This window comes from Methanoregula sp. (assembly GCF_041663825.1).
GTDB lineage: Archaea > Halobacteriota > Methanomicrobia > Methanomicrobiales > Methanospirillaceae > Methanoregula.
The window spans coordinates 23,950-41,778 of the sequence record NZ_JBAYLY010000004.1 but is presented as its reverse complement, the minus strand read 5'-3'; the positions used below and the strand labels follow the sequence as shown (position 1 = coordinate 41,778).

The 17,829-nt window shown below is 49.9% G+C and carries 20 protein-coding genes; 10 read left to right on the top strand and 10 right to left on the bottom strand.

Annotated elements, in window-relative coordinates; genetic code table 11:
* Window position 1 precedes the first annotated feature (1 nt).
* Genes WCX19_RS02930 through WCX19_RS02905 form a run of 6 tightly spaced genes read left to right on the top strand, consistent with a single transcriptional unit; the run spans window position 2 to window position 4,631 of the window.
* A complete protein-coding gene (locus WCX19_RS02930; protein WP_373004737.1) occupies window positions 2-991 on the top strand; it encodes a Gfo/Idh/MocA family protein in 990 nt (329 codons plus the stop codon).
* Window positions 988-1,971, top strand: coding sequence for a hypothetical protein (locus WCX19_RS02925; RefSeq protein WP_373004734.1), 984 nt, complete (start codon window positions 988-990; stop codon window positions 1,969-1,971). Before WCX19_RS02930 ends, WCX19_RS02925 begins: the two co-directional genes overlap by 4 nt.
* A complete protein-coding gene (locus WCX19_RS02920; protein ID WP_373004732.1) occupies window positions 1,971-2,675 on the top strand; it encodes a nucleotidyltransferase family protein in 705 nt (234 codons plus the stop codon). The genes WCX19_RS02925 and WCX19_RS02920 overlap by 1 nt, the downstream gene beginning before the upstream one ends.
* A gap of 17 nt (window positions 2,676-2,692) precedes the next feature.
* Window positions 2,693-3,298, top strand: coding sequence for an SIS domain-containing protein (locus WCX19_RS02915; RefSeq protein WP_373004729.1), 606 nt, complete (start codon window positions 2,693-2,695; stop codon window positions 3,296-3,298).
* Window positions 3,299-3,311: 13 nt separating this feature from the next.
* On the top strand, window positions 3,312-3,884 hold the full coding sequence (locus WCX19_RS02910) for a D-glycero-alpha-D-manno-heptose-1,7-bisphosphate 7-phosphatase (RefSeq protein ID WP_373004726.1): 573 nt from the start codon (window positions 3,312-3,314) through the stop codon (window positions 3,882-3,884).
* Between the two features lie 30 nt (window positions 3,885-3,914).
* Window positions 3,915-4,631 carry a transaldolase gene (locus tag WCX19_RS02905; RefSeq protein ID WP_373004723.1) on the top strand — a complete coding sequence of 239 codons (717 nt, stop codon included), beginning with the start codon at window positions 3,915-3,917 and terminating at the stop codon, window positions 4,629-4,631.
* Between the two features lie 58 nt (window positions 4,632-4,689).
* Here the strand turns inward: WCX19_RS02905 and WCX19_RS02900 are convergent, their stop codons facing one another.
* The 4 genes from WCX19_RS02900 to WCX19_RS02885 are packed head-to-tail and all read right to left on the bottom strand — an operon-like array spanning window position 4,690 to window position 8,824.
* Window positions 4,690-5,079, bottom strand: coding sequence for a GtrA family protein (locus tag WCX19_RS02900; RefSeq protein ID WP_373004974.1), 390 nt, complete (start codon window positions 5,077-5,079; stop codon window positions 4,690-4,692).
* A 55-nt stretch (window positions 5,080-5,134) separates the two neighbouring features.
* Window positions 5,135-6,022: a methyltransferase domain-containing protein gene (locus WCX19_RS02895; RefSeq protein ID WP_373004720.1), complete on the bottom strand. Its 888-nt coding sequence runs from the start codon at window positions 6,020-6,022 to the stop codon at window positions 5,135-5,137.
* Window positions 6,022-6,963 (bottom strand): glycosyltransferase family 2 protein, encoded by a 942-nt coding sequence (locus WCX19_RS02890; RefSeq protein WP_373004718.1) that lies wholly within the window; start codon window positions 6,961-6,963, stop codon window positions 6,022-6,024. The genes WCX19_RS02895 and WCX19_RS02890 overlap by 1 nt, the downstream gene beginning before the upstream one ends.
* Before the next feature lie 34 nt (window positions 6,964-6,997).
* Window positions 6,998-8,824, bottom strand: a complete 1,827-nt coding sequence (locus tag WCX19_RS02885; protein WP_373004715.1) for an ArnT family glycosyltransferase — start codon at window positions 8,822-8,824, stop codon at window positions 6,998-7,000.
* Here WCX19_RS02885 and WCX19_RS02880 point away from each other — a divergent pair.
* The gene (locus tag WCX19_RS02880; protein ID WP_373004712.1) at window positions 8,823-8,981 is read left to right on the top strand and encodes a hypothetical protein; all 159 of its coding nucleotides are present in this window, start codon (window positions 8,823-8,825) and stop codon (window positions 8,979-8,981) included. The genes WCX19_RS02885 and WCX19_RS02880 overlap by 2 nt on opposite strands.
* A gap of 207 nt (window positions 8,982-9,188) precedes the next feature.
* Here WCX19_RS02880 and WCX19_RS02875 read toward each other — a convergent pair whose 3' ends face one another.
* The 4 genes from WCX19_RS02875 to WCX19_RS02860 are packed head-to-tail and all read right to left on the bottom strand — an operon-like array spanning window position 9,189 to window position 13,654.
* Window positions 9,189-10,277, bottom strand: a complete 1,089-nt coding sequence (locus WCX19_RS02875; protein WP_373004708.1) for a DNA topoisomerase IV subunit A — start codon at window positions 10,275-10,277, stop codon at window positions 9,189-9,191.
* A complete protein-coding gene (locus WCX19_RS02870) occupies window positions 10,270-12,072 on the bottom strand; it encodes a DNA topoisomerase VI subunit B (RefSeq protein ID WP_373004705.1) in 1,803 nt (600 codons plus the stop codon). Before WCX19_RS02870 ends, WCX19_RS02875 begins: the two co-directional genes overlap by 8 nt.
* Window positions 12,059-13,291: a histidine--tRNA ligase gene (gene hisS / locus WCX19_RS02865; RefSeq protein WP_373004702.1), complete on the bottom strand. Its 1,233-nt coding sequence runs from the start codon at window positions 13,289-13,291 to the stop codon at window positions 12,059-12,061. Before hisS ends, WCX19_RS02870 begins: the two co-directional genes overlap by 14 nt.
* 39 nt (window positions 13,292-13,330) lie before the next feature.
* Window positions 13,331-13,654, bottom strand: coding sequence for an ABC transporter permease (locus WCX19_RS02860; RefSeq protein WP_373004699.1), 324 nt, complete (start codon window positions 13,652-13,654; stop codon window positions 13,331-13,333).
* 49 nt (window positions 13,655-13,703) lie between these two features.
* Between WCX19_RS02860 and larB the strand changes: the two genes are divergently transcribed.
* From larB to WCX19_RS02845, 3 genes are all read left to right on the top strand, one after another.
* Entirely contained in the window at window positions 13,704-14,480 is a 777-nt protein-coding gene (larB, locus tag WCX19_RS02855; RefSeq protein ID WP_373004696.1) for a nickel pincer cofactor biosynthesis protein LarB, read from the top strand.
* The gene (locus tag WCX19_RS02850) at window positions 14,477-14,986 is read left to right on the top strand and encodes a nicotinamide-nucleotide adenylyltransferase (protein WP_373004693.1); all 510 of its coding nucleotides are present in this window, start codon (window positions 14,477-14,479) and stop codon (window positions 14,984-14,986) included. Before larB ends, WCX19_RS02850 begins: the two co-directional genes overlap by 4 nt.
* A 79-nt stretch (window positions 14,987-15,065) precedes the next feature.
* Window positions 15,066-16,355 carry a hypothetical protein gene (locus WCX19_RS02845; protein ID WP_373004690.1) on the top strand — a complete coding sequence of 430 codons (1,290 nt, stop codon included), beginning with the start codon at window positions 15,066-15,068 and terminating at the stop codon, window positions 16,353-16,355.
* Between the two features lie 191 nt (window positions 16,356-16,546).
* Here WCX19_RS02845 and WCX19_RS02840 read toward each other — a convergent pair whose 3' ends face one another.
* Window positions 16,547-16,744, bottom strand: a complete 198-nt coding sequence (locus tag WCX19_RS02840) for an antitoxin VapB family protein (protein WP_373004688.1) — start codon at window positions 16,742-16,744, stop codon at window positions 16,547-16,549.
* A 147-nt stretch (window positions 16,745-16,891) separates the two neighbouring features.
* Window positions 16,892-17,668 (bottom strand): metallophosphoesterase, encoded by a 777-nt coding sequence (locus tag WCX19_RS02835; protein WP_373004685.1) that lies wholly within the window; start codon window positions 17,666-17,668, stop codon window positions 16,892-16,894.
* Window positions 17,669-17,829 lie beyond the last annotated feature (161 nt).

The window sequence follows — 17,829 nt, the reverse complement described above, 5'->3', positions numbered from 1 at the left end:
CGTGAGAGTCGGAATAATCGGCTGCGGTGTCATCGGGAAAAAACGTGCGCTGGCTCTTGGGAACCATGAACTTGTGATCGCCGTGGACCCGTTCCTGGAACGGGCACGGGAAGTTGCGCAGCTCAAAAACTGTACTTCGGTGAGTACAGATTACCACGATGCACTCAATGACGACCGGATAGATCTTGTCTTTATCTCTACTACCAATGAATTTCTTGCAAGGATCGCCCTTGATGCGGTCGCTGCCGGAAAGCATGTGCTGGTAGAGAAACCCGGGGGCAGGAACCCGGAAGAACTTGTCCCGGTTATCGAAACGGCCAAACGAAACAATGTTTTTGTGAAAGTAGGATTCAACCACCGGTTCCATCCAGCCCTGCAAAAGGCAAAACAACTGGTGGATTCAGGAGAGATCGGGCCGTTGATGTTCATCCGCGGCCGTTATGGTCACGGGGGCCGGCGCGGGTACGAAAAAGAGTGGCGTGCAATCCCGGAAAAATCCGGCGGGGGAGAACTCATTGACCAGGGTGTCCACCTGATCGATCTGTCCCGGTGGTTCCTTGGCGATCTCGATCTCCTTGGGGGATTTGCCCATACGTATTTCTGGGATATGCCGGTCGATGACAATGCGTTCCTGATGCTGAAAAACAAAAACGATCAGGTCGCATGGCTCCACGTCAGCTGCACAGAGTGGAAGAATATGTTTTCCTTTGAAATTTACGGGAAGACGGGAAAACTCCAGGTGGACGGGCTTGGCGGGAGCTACGGCACGGAACGATTATCCCTTTACAAGATGCTGCCCGTGATGGGTCCTCCGGAAACGACCATATGGGAGTACCCGTTCCCGGACAATTCATGGAATATCGAAGTAAATGACTTTATCCGGTCGATTGAAATGCACAGGGAACCGCAGGGAAATATCCACGATGCCAAAGAAGCACTCGACATCGTCGCAAAAGTGTATGAAAAATATCATTATACGGTGAATATATGATTATCACCCGAAGTCCTTTGAGGATCTCGCTTGGCGGTGGGGGAACGGACCTGCCCTCGTATTACCAGAAATACGAAGGTTTTCTGATCGCTGCTGCGATCGATAAATATGTCTATATCAACCTGCATGATACATTCGTCGATTACCTGATCGTAAAATACTCAAAAATGGAAGAAGTCAGGAGTCTCGATGAGATCAAACATCCCATCATCCGGGAATCCTTAAAACTCCTGGGATTTGATGCCAGGAATCTTGAAATTGCAAGTCTGGCAGATATTCCCGCCGGGACCGGCCTTGGTTCATCGAGCAGTTTTACCTGTTCGCTTCTTAAAGCCCTTCATACGCATAAGAAAAATGTTATTTCCCCGGCTGACTTGGCAGAGCAGGCATGTCATATCGAAATGGATCTCCTTCATGAACCGATCGGGAAACAGGATCAGTATATCTCCGCATTCGGGGGGATCAACTGTTTTACCTTCTGCAAGGACAACCGGGTAAAAACGGAAAAACTCAATCTCTCCCCGGAAACACTCTATAATCTCGAAGACCATCTCCTGCTCTTCTTCACCGGGTACTCCCGCTCTGCGTCAAATGTCCTCAAGGAACAGGACGACAAAAGCAAGAGCAACGATGCTGCCATGATTGATAACCTGCATTTTATTAAGGAACTTGGGTACAAAAGCAAAGTTGCATTTGAAAATGGGGATCTCGAAGAATTTGCCCGTATCATGAACGTCCACTGGGAGCACAAGAAGCAGCGCTCGAACGCGATGAGCAATGACCGGATCAATACATGGTACGATATCGCCATGAAAAACGGTGCGCTGGGAGGAAAACTTATTGGCGCCGGGGGTGGGGGTTTTTTGATGTTTTACGCAGAGGACAACAAGAAACTCCGCAAGGCCATGGCACGCGAGGGCCTGCAAGAGGTCCGGTTCCGGTTTGACTTTGACGGCAGCAAAGTGGTGACGACATCGTAATGCTGCCCGTTGTCATTCTTGCAGGAGGGCTTGCTACCCGCCTATATCCGGTTACCCAAAAGATCCCAAAGTCCCTGATTTTGATCGCCGGCCGGCCCTTTATCGATCACCAACTGGAGCTCCTGAACGAAAAAGGCGTTACCCATGTTGTCCTTTGTGTGGGAAACTTCGGTGAGATGATCGAAGCGCATGTGGGTGACGGCTCCCAATTCGGGCTGGAGGTATGTTACTCATATGACTGGGATGTTCTCCGGGGGACCGGCGGTGCAATCAAAAAGGCCGCCGGGATGCTTCCGGACGCGTTCATGATCCTATATGGGGATTCTTATCTCGATATCGATTTTTCATCTGTCGTGCAGCGATTTAACACGGGGGCTCTTCCGGCCGTGATGACCGTGTATCGGAACCGGAACACGTTCGATACGAGCAACATCATCATGAATGCCGGGAAAATTGTCAAATATGATAAGAAATCCCGTGACCCGGCGATGGAATACATCGAATACGGACTCATTGCAATCCGGAAGAATGTGTTCGATGATTACCCGGCACATGAGCCCTTCGATCTCTCGCTTGTTCTTTCCCGGCTGGTTGACGCCGGTCAGGTCATGGGATATGAGGTCACAAAACGCTTCTACGAGATCGGGTCGACATCCGGAATCAGGGAAACTGAAGAATATATCAGGATACGAAAACCAGTTTAATATACGGAGTGAAATTTATGAGCGAAGACAATTATATTTCCGCATTTCTCGATGACGCTGTAACGATAATCCGGAAAATCGATCAGGGCCAGATCAAAAAGATGTCGGAGATCCTCCAGGACGTCCGGAAAAATGGCGGGCGCCTGTTTATTCTCGGGGTCGGCGGTGGGGCCGGCCATGCGTCCCACGCGGTCAATGATTTCCGGAAGATCGCCGGGATTGAATCCTATGCGCCGACCGATAATGTTTCGGAGCTTACCGCCCGTGTCAATGACGATGGCTGGGAGACGGTTTTTGAGAGCTGGCTCAAAGGGAGCCGGCTCAATGCGATGGATTGCATCTTTGTTTTTTCTGTCGGTGGCGGGAATTCTGAAAAAAACGTAAGCGTAAACTTGGTAAATGCCATGAAGTACGCAAAGAAGACCGGTGCAAAGGTGATCGGTGTTGTGGGGCGTGACGGCGGCTACACGGCAAAAGTTGCTGACGCATGTGTCATTATCCCGACAGTGAATGAAAAGACTGTGACTCCCCAGACAGAAGCATTTCAGGCTGTTGTCTGGCATCTCATCGTATCGAGCCCGGCGATGCAGAAGTTCGAGATGAAGTGGGAAAGCATGAAATAATTTTCTTTTTAAAATGAAGCCGGCAGTTTTTCTGGATCGCGATGGGGTCATCAATGAGCTCGTGTTGAATACGAGCACCGGAGAGTACGAACCGCCCCATTCTACCGATGATCTGGTGTTACGTCCTTATGTTATCCAGTCTCTCTCTGATCTTCAGAATGCATGTTTTGTTTTCTTCCTTGTCTCCAACCAGCCGGATTACGCAAAAGGGAAAACGACATTGGAACAGATTCAGGCAGTGCACGAAAGACTTGATCACCTTCTGAAATCCGAGGGGATTTTGTTCCGTGACTATTATTACTGTTACCATCATCCGAACGGGATCATACCGAAATACTCCACCGTATGCGAATGCCGGAAGCCAAAGCCTTATTTCCTCTTGAAAGCCGCCCGGGAGTATAGAATCGATCTTGCACAATCGTGGATGATTGGTGATCGGGATACTGATATTGAATGTGGAAAAGCAGCAGGAACATGGACGATTCTCATCGAAAATTCATATTCATCGGGGTACCGCGGTTTGAGTAAACCGGATTTTACCGCGGCGAATCTTAAAGATGCTGTACGAATAATACTACGCACATAAACAAATCCACGTGTATCGGGATGGTATATCATGACGGGATTACCTCAGTTTAAGATTAAGCTCTATGCGGATGGAGCCGACCTGAACGGAATGATTGAAGAATACAAGAAAGGAATCGCAAGCGGTTTTACCACAAATCCCACTCTCATGAAAAAGGCCGGGGTCAAAAGCTACGATGAGTTCGCAAAGGCTGCACTCAAAGCGATTCCGGACCTGCCGATTTCATTCGAAGTTTTTTCAGATGACCTGCCCGGGATGGAACGCGAAGCCCGGAAAATTGCCGGCTGGGGAAAGAACGTCTACATCAAGATCCCGGTGACAAATACCAAAGGTGAGAGCACTGCATCGCTCGTGAAAAAACTCTCCCACGATGGACTGAAACTGAATGTTACTGCCATCCTGACCCTTAACCAGGTAAAGACAGTCTCAAAGGCCCTTTCCCCGGATACGCCGAGCATTGTTTCAATTTTTGCCGGCCGCATCGCGGATACCGGAAGAGACCCGATGCCGATCATGAAAGATGCGGTGAAAGTTCTCAAGTCCAACCCGAAAGCCGAACTTCTCTGGGCCAGCACCCGTGAGCTGCTGAACCTTATTCAGGCAGAGTCCTGCGGGTGCCATATCATCACAATCACAAATGATATCCTCAAGAAGGTTCCGCAGGTTGGTAAAGATCTCGATCACTTGTCACTTGAGACGGTGCAGATGTTTTACTCCGATGCGCAGAGTGCGGGGTATAAGATTTAATTATTGATCAATTTTTAATTCCGGATTTAGAAGGATTTTATCCCACACTACCTCTGATTTATTTAAACACAAATTTTTTATTGATCGTATATCCCCAGATGAAACTGAGAACAATCTGAACCAATTTTGCTATAATGGGATTTATCTGAAGGAATTCCACGCAGATGATGAGGATAATGTTGTTAAAAATATAAGTCAGAATTACGACAAATAGAAATTTCGTGAAGAATACTGCGTTCTTTTCAGATTGATGTTGAAAGGTCCAGTTTTTCTGAAGATAATAAACAGCAAGGGTTCCTATGGAAAAGGAGATCGCATTTGCGAGAAGATAATTAAATGAGGTAAAACTAATGAGAAGTGAATACAACCCAAAATCAATGCATGCGCCGATTCCCCCGGCAATCCCGTATTTACATAACTGACGGAGAGCATTTTTGGATATATTCATCATCTTGTTCTCCTAATTATTCTACCAGAAATGGATCAATAATCTGCTCCAGCGTCTACTTCTCTTTTTTTAAGGTGATTAAGCACCGTATTCCCCGGGAATACCGGATCACTCTTCCCAGATTCAATTCCATTTTCATCAGGAAATAGAGGACTTCGTTCATGACCGGTCCCCCTAACTGGATTAAATGTTTCACGGAGTTCTGTGTTTCTACTTCAGTTTGCTTCATTTTTTGCTTGTTCCGCAACTTCATGAACCGAAATGCCGGGTAAACAAAGAACCCCAGATGCGATGCACACTGCACAGCAAATCCGGCATTTTTTGCTGTTTGGGACAACTCATCCAGAGCATATCTACGGAAATGTTTGAGTTGTTCATCGTAAAAATCATACAAATCCGGGTTGGCAGGGACTTCTATGATTGCATGCCCACCGGGTTTCAGGATCCGATGAATCTGCCGTAATGCTGCGGAATCATCTTCAATGTGTTCAAGAACATTCAGCGCAACAATCACGTCCACGCAATTATCCGGCAGCGGACAATTGACAAGATCAAACTGGATCAACGGAATATCAGGATGATGTTTTGCGATTTTTCCCAAAGGTTCCGGAATACAATCTGACCCGATAATGAATACCCCTGGAAAGGCTTTTTTAATGTCCCGAAGCAGGTAACCGGAAGATGAGCCGATTTCCAGTACTACCCGATCTGCCGACAGATTTTTTTCCAACTCATTGCAGGCATGAAGCCGTGATGCCCGGTCAATGTAATGATTACCCTGATCTGCCTCCGCTTCGTGGAATTCGGTGAGGTATGAGGTCCACCCGGCATCGCATACAGTATAATGTAAGACCGGCACGTTTTCAGAGCCGATCCGGAATCCATTTCCTGTCCAGACCGGATTTTCACGGTATCCGGGAGGGATGGGAAATTTAAACCCCATTACAGGTTCTCCGTTTTTTCAACAATATAAAGTGGGCGCTGCCTTACCTCCTCATAAATACGCCCGACATATTCCCCCATAACCCCCAGCGAAAGGAGCTGCACTCCTGAAAGGAACGTGATCAGGACAATCGTCCATGTCAACCCTGGTGTCAGTTCGACGTGCAGTATAATCCTTTCAACGAGAATCCAGAATCCCAGAAGGAACGCACCCACGGCAATAATTCCTCCCAGTATAGTGGCAACCTGTAAGGGGCGGGTCGAAAAGCCTACAATCCCGTTAAATGCGATCTTGAGCGAGCCCAGGTATCGGTTATAATTGGAAATTCCTGACGCGCGTTCATCACGGTCATATTCGATAAACGTCTGTTTGAACCCGACAAATGCCACCATGCCACGCAGGAATCCGTGTGACTCGTGCAATTTTTTTAGTTCATTGACTACACAGCGATCCATCAGCCGGAAATCCCCGGTATCTGCCGGGATAGACACATCAGAAATTTTATTGATTACAATATAGCCGAAATGCGAAATCCACTTTTTGATGAAGGTTTCACCTTTTCGGGAGCTCCGTTTGGCGTAAACGACCTTGTATCCCTCACGCCATTTTCCCAGCATCGGCTCGATCAATTCCGGAGGATCTTGAAGGTCCACATCGATAACGACGCAAACGTCACCTTTGCAGAAATGGATGCCGGCGAGTGTTGCGGCAGGCTGGCCGAATCGGCGGCTGAACCGGATAAGACGGATGTTTTCGTTTTGCTTGATCTCGTCCATGATTATCTGCTCGGTGTTGTCCGGGGAGGGATCGAGACAGAATATGATTTCATAGGAGAGTTGTAATTTTTTAAGGAGTGTTTCGGTTCTTTGCAAAAATGGTGTTATATTAGTTTCTTCTCGATAGACTGGTACGACAATTGAAATAAATGGTTGTTGTCTCATAATCCCTGCATCTCTTTACGGATCTATTTTAGTATTACACTGGAATCAACAATGAATAATTTCCATACCCTTTAATTTTCTTATATGTGTTATTGTCAATACTTACATTTTCGCCAATTTGAATTTCATCATTTCCCTTTTTCGCTGAAAATATTACATCCGGTTTAAAATCTTTTAATGAGTTATCCTGGAAATATTTGGATGGATTATCCACATTTACATGTTCTATTCTCGGAAAAGATCCAGAGTCATTTTTTAATAGCATCCATAATTGATATTCATTATTATATGGTGAGTTAAATATGATATCGAATCCAATATTTTCATATTTTTGCTCTTTAATGTACTGAGTCAATACAAAAAAGGGTTCTTTTGCATTTCGGTTGGTATTGAAATATTGCGCATTCCGATCTCGCTCAAAAATACTTTGTGTAAATTCAGGAGGATTCCGATCAATTATCTCCGATATATTTTTCCCGATAATTTTACTAATTGTGGGGTAGGTGGGTTCTAATGATTTATAACTGATAATCGGTTTTGTCTCATTGAGTACTACCCACGGTACTGACATAATTAATACTATAATTAAGATGAGATATGCGATTTTTTTATTGAAATGGTTTGATAAGACATACCCTACAAGTGGGGCAGTTATCATAAAGAGGGGTAATTGGTACCGAATGTTGTAGACATTATAATTAAAAAACATACAAAACAGGATGAATGAGAATCCAATGCCAAATATGTATAGGCCCATATACATATTTTTTATTTTTTTTCTGATTGTAAAAATAAAAAGTATCGCTAGAGTTAATAAAATCAGGATCAAATGGAGTGCATTTCCCGTATTATCTTCACTAAAATTTAATGCGGGAATCATAAACTCCCTGAAACTATTTGGAGACACTGAAAAAATAGTGTCTATGTTACTGACAATTGCATTAATATGAGTGGTTATACCTACGTTAATTGGATAAAAAAATTGCAAATGTTCTGCTAAATTCCAAAAGAAATTTGTTATTATCTTTGGAAAAGAAAACTCTATCGTTACTACTCCTTTGGAATCACCCAATATATTTCCAAAATATTCGTAGTTCCTATAAAAATAAGGAAGACATATGGTCAAAAATGTAATTGGTACAAGTAACGTCCAAGTAAGCCAAAACATCAAAGATTTTTTAATGTTGGTAAAATCAAATTCTTTTATCATGCATACGATGAAAATGACAATAAATGGAATTATATAGACATATGCAACGGGTTTGGTATAAACCGCCAGGCCGAGACTGGCGCCTGCTAAAAATGAATATGCAAATGATGGCTGGTTTGTGAATTTATCTATAAAATAAATAAAGCATAATATAAAAAATCCTAAAACCAGTTCATACTGTGTGGAAGACGCTTCGAGGATTAACATCGGTATGGTTCCACAAATTATGACTGAAAATATCTGGCATTCAATTGAAGGAGAAAATCTTTTTGCAATCAAAGAAACGAGAATCAAACAACCCAGCATACTAAAAAACTGGACAAAATTAGAGAAATAATCAGTTCCTGAAAGTAACTGTAAATGCATTATTGCAATGGATGCGAAAGGTGGATAATAAAATTGAGCTTCAATATTGGTCGGAAATACGTTTAAATTCTGATTTTGAATCCAATGCATTATTCTTGCAACATTTGATACCATTGAGTCCCAATTGCATGGCGGCGATATCCACGCAATTAATGTAATAAGTATAATATTAATAACTAAAAACAAAATGAGAATTGTATTAGTAAATGAGATTGATGGAATGGTAATTTTTTTGCCATACCCATTCCTTTTCATTATGTGAAAAAGCATTATTATAACACTCATGGCAAAAAAAATTAACCAAAATATTATAATTGCATTTGCTGTAATAGCATTAAAAAAACTAAAAATTTCTGTGACTACGGATATCACGAAAGCTAAAATAATCCCTGAAATTATTAATGATTCCCTAAAACCAAAATTAAATTTAAAAAATTTTTGATTATACACTATACCTGTAAGTATGCTCATTGTCAATAGGGGTAAAACCATCCAAATCTGCATTTATGTCATTTCCTTTGTTAGTAGAGTTAAGTCGAATAAATTATCATTGACTTGATCGCCCATAATATCCCGTTATTGTATTACGTTTTAATAGATTTTTAATATTTACATTTCCCCAAATTAACCATTTCTGAGATGTCCCCCTTCAGATCACACCCATCTCGGATAACCGGCTCGGCAAATACTTTTTCGTCACAAAGTCCAACCCCCTTGCCGCAAACGCCTGCTGTTCTGACTTCAGCCCCAGTTCGAGCTGCAAATTGATCTGCTTCTTCCAGTAATCCGTCGCAAACCGGGGATCGGTCAGCTCTGAGTTCAAAGCCTCGACATCCTTGTCGGACAACTTATCCGAAGGCAGGTTATAATCCCGGATATCGCTGGGCTGCAACCCGAGGAACTGCGCTTTTGGCGTCGCGAGCAGCTCGGACATATGCGCGCTCTTGATTGCGCCGTAGGCAACCGATGCGTAGATCCGGTACGACCACGGATCCCCATCGGTAAAGACCATAATTGGCAGATTCCAGGTCTGGCTTATCCGGTTGAGCAGCCTGCGCGTCGACCGGGCCGGCTGCCCTTTAAGGTGGAGGAGGATCGCGTTGTGCTCCTCGTCAAACCCGTTCTCGATGAGCCGGTCATACATACCACCAGTTTCCATGGCGATGACAAATTTCGCATCGTGATCGACAAGCTCAAGGTTCTCAACATTGTTCGGGATGGAATACCCGGCAGATCCCACGTCGTCCTGGCAGTGGATCATCTTTAAGCCTCGCCGGGTCGGCTCCCGGATCCGCATCGGGCCATAGATACTTGCCCCGTTTTCTTCGGGCCGGAGGTGGAAGCCTTCGCGCGGCACATCGGAGATGATCTCGAGATCCTCGACAAGGAAGTTGCTCTCATCCTGCGCATTAAACTTCGCGCGCTTCCAGCCCTCAGAGATGTAATACATTTCTCTTAATGTCGAGGACCGGTTCTCGATGAGCTGCTGCTTGACAAAACCGATCACAAAAGCCATTTTCAAAAGATGCGTCGCGCTCTTTGCCGTTGCCGCTGTCCGAAGGCTCTCCTTGTCGCCATACTTCCAGACCTCGCTTGCATCGTCGTACTCAATGTTGAATTTTGTACGGGTGGGTAGCGAGATGGACGGGATCTCCCCGGCTGTCATCTGGTCGTACCAGGAAGACGCAATCGCCATGAGCGCTTTCATCGACCGTGCATCAAGTTCCTCTTTAGACATCGAGATCCACCACCATCTTCTTGTTGTCCTCTATCCCACGGATGTCAAGCATACCGCCGCCTTTGCCGGTATACGTGACACGCCAGACTACCTGCTTTGGGATCGCAATCTTCCAGACTTTCGTGAACTGCCCGTCCATCTCGGTCGAGAACGCGGGGGGCATGTCCGCATCCGCCGCATTGTCCGTGGAAATATCGTAGACCGAGATCTCGATATCGTGGCCTGTGTAGTTGTTCAGTTCGATGGTCACTTTCCCGTCCCGGGTCCATTTCTTTGCGATCAGCTTGCGCATCAGCCGGCCTTCGATGGGGGTCGTATCGACCACCGGCTTTTCCACGATCTCGCTCACCTTTACCGCGATCTCCGGGATGACCGCGCAGACCGCACGCGCCCGGTCCTCCGCGAGCTTGTTCCGGTCCCTGCGTGAGAGGAAGGTCTTGAGCTCGCGGCCGAGTTCCTGCAGGGCAAGTACAATCTCTTTTTCGATCTCCGGGATGTTCGCGATTGCATCCTTGCTCTCGCTCGTGAAGGGCACGTTTGTGGATGCCACATGGACGAGGATCAAAACCGGCCCCAGAGGAAGGCCCTGCTGGGAGATATTGTACGACTTCCAGTTGACGTTTTCCACGCACTCGGTGATCGCGCAGGCGCCCTGCTGGTACATAAGCGGGACCCGGTTTGCAAACCTGAGGATCGTTGCATTGCCTTCGGGCGCGAGACGGCCGCCATACCCGATCGCCGCTTCAACCACGAACGGGTGGCCGGAGTACACCGAGCTCGGCCGTGTCCGTGCCGAGACAAAGTCCATCTGGAACTCCTTGTCAAGGCCGCGCCGGATCAGTTCCTCCCCGATGGGGGAGAGGCACTGGGTGGTCGGCGGGGCAGGCACGGCGACGGACTGCATCGCGGCGAGCAAATTCTTGAGCTCTTCCGTGCCAAGTCCCTTGACCTTGAGTGCCGGCTTGAGGCCGGCCTTGTCGCACATATCCTGCGTGGTCTTCTTCCCGACACGGGAAAAGCCGTTTACGAGGAAATCGGCGAGTTTCTCCTCGCTTGCGGCAGCCATCCTCTTGAGCTGCCCGAACTCGATCCCGTGCGGGTGGGGCTGGATCGCCACCGGACAGGCGATCACTTCCTGGCTCACACGCTCGAACGTGAACGCCTCATCGTCCAACTCCACCCGGAAGCGTGCATGGGGGTTCACCACCGAGGTGTACTTGAGGTATTCGAGCAGTTTCTTCTTTGCCGACATCGTGCTCTTGAACTCGATCTGGACCCGGGTGCCGTGGATCCGGTCCCACTCGAAAATCTGCTGGGAGGTGATGTCGGGTTCGTTTGTCTCAATCTTGATCTGGATCTCAAACTTGTGCGCCTGCTCCTTTACCCCGGTTCGCGAGATGACAACGGTAGGAATGCCGCTTGTCAGCTGCGCGTAGAGCACGGCGGCAGAGATCCCGATCCCCTGTTGCCCCCGGGTCTGCCGGATCTGATGGAACCGGGAGCCGTACAGCAGTTTCCCGAAAACAAACGGAACCTGCGCGGGGACGATGCCGGGACCGTTGTCCTCGACAATGATCCGGAATATCTCGGGACCGGTCTTTTTGATGCTGATGTAGATGTCGGGAAGCACCTGCGCTTCCTCGCAGGCGTCAAGGGCATTATCCACGGCTTCCTTGATCGTGGTAATGACGCCCCGGGTCGGGGAGTCAAAACCCAGCAGGTGTTTGTTCTTCTCGAAGAATTCCGCGACACTGATACTGCGCTGCTGCTTTGCGAGTTCCTCAGCGAGCACCATGCGCTTTCACCTCGGCTATCGCCGCGGCCGGGGCAAGCGTCTTCTGCTCGCCCGAGTGAAGATCCTTGAGTGTGACCTGCCCTGCTTCGGCTTCCCTCGCGCCGATCACGACGGCAAAGTCCGCCGACTTCGCTGCGTGTGCCATCTGTGCCCCAAGCCCGCGCTCCATGAGATCCATCTCCGCCCGGATCCCTTCGGCGCGGAATGCCCGGGCCACGGAGAGCGCGAAGCTGCGCCCCTCGCTTGTGCATACGATCCCGACAATGGTATCTTTTTTGGGCTGTACATCGCCCAGAGAAACCATCACCCGGTCAAATCCGATCGCAAAACCCACGGAAGCGACATCGTCGCCGCCGAACAGGTGCGCGAGCCGGTACGCCCCGCCGCCCACGATCTGGTTCTCCGCGCCAAGGTTATGAGCAAACCCTTCAAAGACCATGCCGGTATAGTAGTCGAGGCCTCGGGCGATGCCGAAGTTGAGGGAATAACTGACACCGGATGCATCGAGGATCCCGGTCATCTGCTCCACGCGCTCTTTTTCCGGGATCGTCCCGGCGATCTCGAAAGCCTCGGCAAGCGTGCGGCATTCCACGAGCGCGGTCAGCGACTCGCCAAGATCAGCCTTGCCCATCTCCGATAGGGTAGTTTTGAGGCCGTCGAAATCCTTCTTGTCGAGGTGCGCCATCACCCGGCGCTGGGCAGAAGGTTCGAGATCTTTTAGGAGATTTTTCATGAACGCGAGGTGGCCCACCTTGAGGTCCCACGTGACACCGGTTGCATTGAGCGCGTCTGCGGCAAGCATGATCACTTCCGCATCGGCGATCGCGGTGTCGGCCCCGATCAGTTCGGCACCGAACTGCCAGAACTGTCGGTACCGGCCTTTCTGCGGGCGCTCGTACCGGAAGCAGTCGGCAAAGTAGCACCAGCGCAGGGGTTTTGGCGCGACCTTTGCCTCGTTGATGTACATCCGGATCACGGCTGCCGTGATCTCCGGGCGCAGGGCAAGTTTCCTCCCTCCCTTGTCCTCGAAGACGTACATCTCCTGCATGATCCCCTCGCCCGACCGGAGCGTGAAGAGTTCGAGGTCTTCGAATTCAGGTGTACATACTTCCCGGTATCCCCAGCGGCGCACTGCCTCGCGCATCTTTGCTTCGGTACTGCGCCGCGCTTCCATCTCGTCGGGGAGAAAATCCCGTGTGCCTCGTGGTTTCTGGATCATGCCTGGTACATTCCTTATTTTTATTTCCTGCTTCAGCCATTATTTTTTATCGGATACGGGGCGCTTCACGCTGCCCAGCGTCCGTCCGAGCGTGCTCTCTTTTCCCGTCCAGATCTTCTCGCGTGTCATGCGTCCCTGGAGGTAGAGTGCGGCGAGGATCAGCGCCAGCCCGAAGATCTCGATGCTTTCACCGGCCAGCGTGCAGAGGACGCCAAAGGTGCCGAGGGCCCCGTACAGCACGCCCCAGTACGCCGCTTTCCGGTAGCCGGATAGGCCGGTCCGGAAAAAAATCCTCGCATCGCGCAGCCAGAGAAAGATCACGACCGCTGCGCCGAAAAACGCAACATAGAGCAGGTACGACATCGCAATGAACTAACTTATACTACGCCTCCCCATATCTGTATTATCTATTATGCATGCAAACCCGGTGCTTTCAGCCGTCCTTGAACGGTACAGGAAAGGCGAGATCCCGCTCGATGAGGCAGCCCAGGAGATTGAAGGGCTGCGCCTCGAACGGGTCGGGGACTTTGCCTGTATCGACCTTGGCCGCGCGGTCCGGTGCGGGATGCCGGAGGTTGTGCTTGCCGAGGGAAAGGAACCGGCGCACCTTGCAGAGATTGCCGCCCGGCACGCGGAGGCGGCCGGCCGCTGCGTCGTCACGCGCGTGACGCCGGAGCAGGTGTCCGCGGTAAAAACCCGGTGCACGGGAACCGGGATCTCGGTCGAATGCCGGGACACTGCTCGGATCATCATCCTCTCGACCGGTGTTGTACCGGAGAAGACCGGGGGGATTGTTGCCGTCATCACGGCCGGGACATCGGATATCCGCGTTGCAGAGGAAGCAAAGATTATCGCAGAAGAGATGGGCTGCACGGTCCGGACGGCATACGATGTCGGGGCAGCCGGTATCCACCGGTTGTTCCCGGCGCTCAAGCCGCTGCTCGATGCCGATGTGTTTGTGGTCTGCGCCGGCCGGGAGGGAACGCTCCCGGCGGTTGTCGCAGGTCTCGTGGACAAACCGGTGCTCGGTGTCCCGGTCAGTACGGGCTACGGATACATGGGAGAAGGACGGGCGGCTCTGGCGAGCATGCTCCAGTCCTGTTCGGTTATTGCGGTCGTCAACATCGATGCCGGGTTCACGGCCGGTGCCTTTGCGGCGAGGATAGCAAATGCGGGAGAGAAAAAATGAAGCGCGGATTTTATGTCGGCAGGTTCCAGCCCTACCACAACGGGCACCAGGCGGTTCTTGAAGAGCTCGCACGGACGTGCGACGAGATCATCATCGGTGTCGGGAGCGCGCAGCTCTCCCACACGATCGAGAACCCGTTCACGGCCGGCGAGCGCGTGCTGATGATCACCCGGGCGCTTACCTCCCTCCGGTGCCCGTACTACGTGATCCCGATCGAGGATGTGCAGAGGAACGCGCTCTGGGCTGCGCATGTCATGTCGATGACGCCGCCGTTTGACACCTGCTATTCGTCAAACCCGCTCGTGGTCCGACTGTTCCATGAAGCCGGCGTGGAGGTGCAGTCCCCTGCCATGTACGAGCGCGACCGGCACAGCGGGACAGAGATCCGGCGCCGGATGCTTGGCGGCGAGCCCTGGGAGTCCCTGGTCCCGAAAGCCGTCGTGACCGTGATTTCCGAGATTGACGGGGTCGAACGGCTCCGCCAGATTGCACGCGACGATCAGTAACCAAGAACACTTTCTTTATTCATGAACAAATGATCATGATATCTGCTACCCCAATGATTCAGTAATTCCGGAGTGTTACATGCTGAAATTTTTAAAATCGCTCCTTGGCTCTGCGCCCGACAAACAGATCAGCCTGTCGTTTAAGGAAGTCCCTTCGTGGCTGGATGAACGGGAGAAGGCTGCGCATGATAGTATCAGCGCGGAGGTGCAGGAGCCGATCCATAATATACAAAATGCTACCGCAAACCTCCAACTGTTGGTTAATAACCTCAAAGGTGCGGATCAGGACCCGGAGACCCACCCGAAGATCAAGAGCATTGCAAAAAATTCTCTGCCCCTGTTTCTTAAGGCGATGAACTCCTCGCTCTCAAAGGAGCTCCCTAGTGAGCCGGAGGAGTTCTACACCGCTTCGGTCGAATGTGTGAAAGGCTGCCTTAACGCAGTTCGCGGTCAGGGCCGGTACCTTATGGTCGCTTTCCCGGACGAGATGAAGGCGACCAAGTCCGGCATCGATGCAATAGGTCGGGAGATCAACGTGATGACCAAATCCCTTGGCCGGTTCAAAACGGAAAACTCCCGTATCCATGCCGTACGCACTGCATATACTGCGCTGTGCGATGCCCGTAAGGACCTGAAACGATCGTTTGGGAAGGAGGAACGGATTAAAGCGCGTATTGCCGAGATCTCCGGTCGTCTTGATGCTATTGCCACTGAAACTGCCCGGCTCTCTGTCGATCCTTCATTACAGGTGCTGGATACCGAGCGTGCCCGGTTCGCTGAACTGGTCCGACAGCGTGACGATCTCATGAGGCACTATGCCTCGCTTACGATGACCTCCTCTCATGTCTTCAGGAAAGCCGAAAAGATCGCTACCCGGAAGAACCTGTCAAAGGAAGTTCATGCTCTTAAAGACGCCATGGATCTCTTGTCCGATCATGAGGTTGCCGCTGCGGAAACGGTTGCCTGCGCACTGGATCTGGCATGCCCTCTGGTACAGAAGATGATCGATGAGGGCGATATTATCTTAAAAAACAAGGAAGAGCGTGCGGTCTTTTCAGATATCGGGAAATTTTCCGGCGAGGTCAGCGGGTTGTGTACCCGGTACCGCGAGCTCGAAAAGCATTGCCGTGAATCAGAAGAGGGTCTTTTATCCCATCCGGTTCTTGCGCGCCTGCGGTCGCTCGAACGAGAGAAAGGGCAACTGGAAGGGATGCGTGTTCATGAAGAGGAGGAACAGAAGGATCTTCTCGAATGGAGAACGAAACTCCAGACATCGGTTCCCCTTTTAGAAGAAGAACTGGCAAAAAAATTGAAGGAGATAGCAGGGGAGACGGTGCAATTTCAGATGAACGAACCGGCGCGAGGGTAATACGCCGGTGCGATCCTCAATGATTGTTCGTTTTCCTCTTTTTTATCTGAACAAGTCTTTGACTTTCCTGTTGATCAATTCAATTTTTCGTGTGTTTGTGTCGTCGCTGATGTGCCCGTTTATGGTACTGGCAGCTGACGGATGCATGACCGGTGTCCACCGCTCAATAGGGGAAATCCCGACTGTGTCACTCATTTTGGTGTCTTTGTCTCGGCAAAATCCCCCAGTTCGCTCTGGTTGGGCGGGAAGGCATCCGACCAGCCATAGTAGTCGTGGAGCATCTGTGCAATGACATCGCTGAAGGTCATGTTGCCACGCTTGAGCGTAAGCAAAGCCTCATACACCTCGGGATCAATCCGGATCGATCGTCCCTCGCCTGCACGAGGCATAATTACCACTCTGTGGTAACGGTATATAAATATGTCGCAAAATACCTGTGAAATTTTCAGATAATCCTTGAAAATTCTCAATAATACCGGTTTTCTGGCCACTTTGTGCGGCCCGCGCCGGATCTCTCCGGCATCCCTTTCATGGGATCATGGCGAGCTGATGAATCGTGTCCTTTCCGCGAACCGGATATACGTGAAGGTCGTCTCATCGGCGTAAGCAAATTCCGGGCTCTCCCCCTGGCATCCGCCAAGCCTGAAGAGTGTCGGGATATCCAGCGGGACGCGTGCCACCTCGATCTCTTCCCCGGGAAATCCGTCATCCTTTTCACGTACAAACCGGATAAGGTGCTCCGTGATCCCGTCCATGGTTTTACGACAGCAGATGTGGGTATGCTGGTGCCCGCAGACCATGTAGGAAAGGCCGCGTTTTTCAAGTGCGTCAAACGCCATCGGTGCGGTATAATGGTACCCGGTAAACGAGTCCCCAGCCGTATGGGACAATCGCTGCCAGCACTTGAGCCGGAGTGTCTGGGTGCCGAGATCAAGCGGTCCCCCGTGAACAAAGAGTACCTTGTGATATACCCATTCCATTGGCATGTCTGAAAAAATGTCAAGGAGGGGAGAACCACGCAGCAGTTCGTGCCGTAAGGTACTGGTCTCATCGCTTCCGGAGACCGGGACATCGTTTAAGAATGCATGATCATGGTTGCCGATAACAGATACCAGATGAAATTCCTTCGCTAGATCATGGATGATCTCAAGCGTCGCTCCCGGGCAGTTACCCCTATGCAGGAGATCCCCGAGGTTGACAAGGGTATCGACAGGGCCAAAACGCGTCTGAAATGACTGGTCCCGGATATATGCAGCGAGAAGCCCGAGGGCGTCAGCATCGGCATGTACATCGGAAAAAATTACAGTGCCCATAAATCAGTGAATGGTTATTGGTCGTTTATTGTCATATAAACCCGTGATGCTCCAGGTTAGATCCATGTGGGTTTAGTAAGAGAGTATGAAGGATATGTTCATGTCAGATTTCTGCACATGTACTCTATTCATCTTTGAGTATCCGGGTGCGCCCGACGCAT

What these genes read in the sequence shown, in the direction of transcription:
- WCX19_RS02925 (WP_373004734.1), top strand. Translation starts at nt 988, where the DNA reads ATGATTATCACCCGAAGTCCTTTGAGGATCTCGCTTGGCGGTGGGGGA.
- WCX19_RS02920 (WP_373004732.1), top strand. Translation starts at nt 1,971, where the DNA reads ATGCTGCCCGTTGTCATTCTTGCAGGAGGGCTTGCTACCCGCCTATAT.
- WCX19_RS02915 (WP_373004729.1), top strand. Translation starts at nt 2,693, where the DNA reads ATGAGCGAAGACAATTATATTTCCGCATTTCTCGATGACGCTGTAACG.
- WCX19_RS02910 (WP_373004726.1), top strand. Translation starts at nt 3,312, where the DNA reads ATGAAGCCGGCAGTTTTTCTGGATCGCGATGGGGTCATCAATGAGCTC.
- WCX19_RS02905 (WP_373004723.1), top strand. Translation starts at nt 3,915, where the DNA reads ATGACGGGATTACCTCAGTTTAAGATTAAGCTCTATGCGGATGGAGCC.
- WCX19_RS02900 (WP_373004974.1), bottom strand. Translation starts at nt 5,079, where the DNA reads ATGAATATATCCAAAAATGCTCTCCGTCAGTTATGTAAATACGGGATT.
- WCX19_RS02895 (WP_373004720.1), bottom strand. Translation starts at nt 6,022, where the DNA reads ATGGGGTTTAAATTTCCCATCCCTCCCGGATACCGTGAAAATCCGGTC.
- WCX19_RS02890 (WP_373004718.1), bottom strand. Translation starts at nt 6,963, where the DNA reads ATGAGACAACAACCATTTATTTCAATTGTCGTACCAGTCTATCGAGAA.
- WCX19_RS02880 (WP_373004712.1), top strand. Translation starts at nt 8,823, where the DNA reads ATGGCAAAAAAAATTAACCAAAATATTATAATTGCATTTGCTGTAATA.
- WCX19_RS02885 (WP_373004715.1), bottom strand. Translation starts at nt 8,824, where the DNA reads ATGAGTGTTATAATAATGCTTTTTCACATAATGAAAAGGAATGGGTAT.
- WCX19_RS02875 (WP_373004708.1), bottom strand. Translation starts at nt 10,277, where the DNA reads ATGTCTAAAGAGGAACTTGATGCACGGTCGATGAAAGCGCTCATGGCG.
- WCX19_RS02870 (WP_373004705.1), bottom strand. Translation starts at nt 12,072, where the DNA reads ATGGTGCTCGCTGAGGAACTCGCAAAGCAGCAGCGCAGTATCAGTGTC.
- hisS (WP_373004702.1), bottom strand. Translation starts at nt 13,291, where the DNA reads ATGATCCAGAAACCACGAGGCACACGGGATTTTCTCCCCGACGAGATG.
- WCX19_RS02860 (WP_373004699.1), bottom strand. Translation starts at nt 13,654, where the DNA reads ATGTCGTACCTGCTCTATGTTGCGTTTTTCGGCGCAGCGGTCGTGATC.
- larB (WP_373004696.1), top strand. Translation starts at nt 13,704, where the DNA reads ATGCATGCAAACCCGGTGCTTTCAGCCGTCCTTGAACGGTACAGGAAA.
- WCX19_RS02850 (WP_373004693.1), top strand. Translation starts at nt 14,477, where the DNA reads ATGAAGCGCGGATTTTATGTCGGCAGGTTCCAGCCCTACCACAACGGG.
- WCX19_RS02845 (WP_373004690.1), top strand. Translation starts at nt 15,066, where the DNA reads ATGCTGAAATTTTTAAAATCGCTCCTTGGCTCTGCGCCCGACAAACAG.
- WCX19_RS02840 (WP_373004688.1), bottom strand. Translation starts at nt 16,744, where the DNA reads ATGCCTCGTGCAGGCGAGGGACGATCGATCCGGATTGATCCCGAGGTG.
- WCX19_RS02835 (WP_373004685.1), bottom strand. Translation starts at nt 17,668, where the DNA reads ATGGGCACTGTAATTTTTTCCGATGTACATGCCGATGCTGACGCCCTC.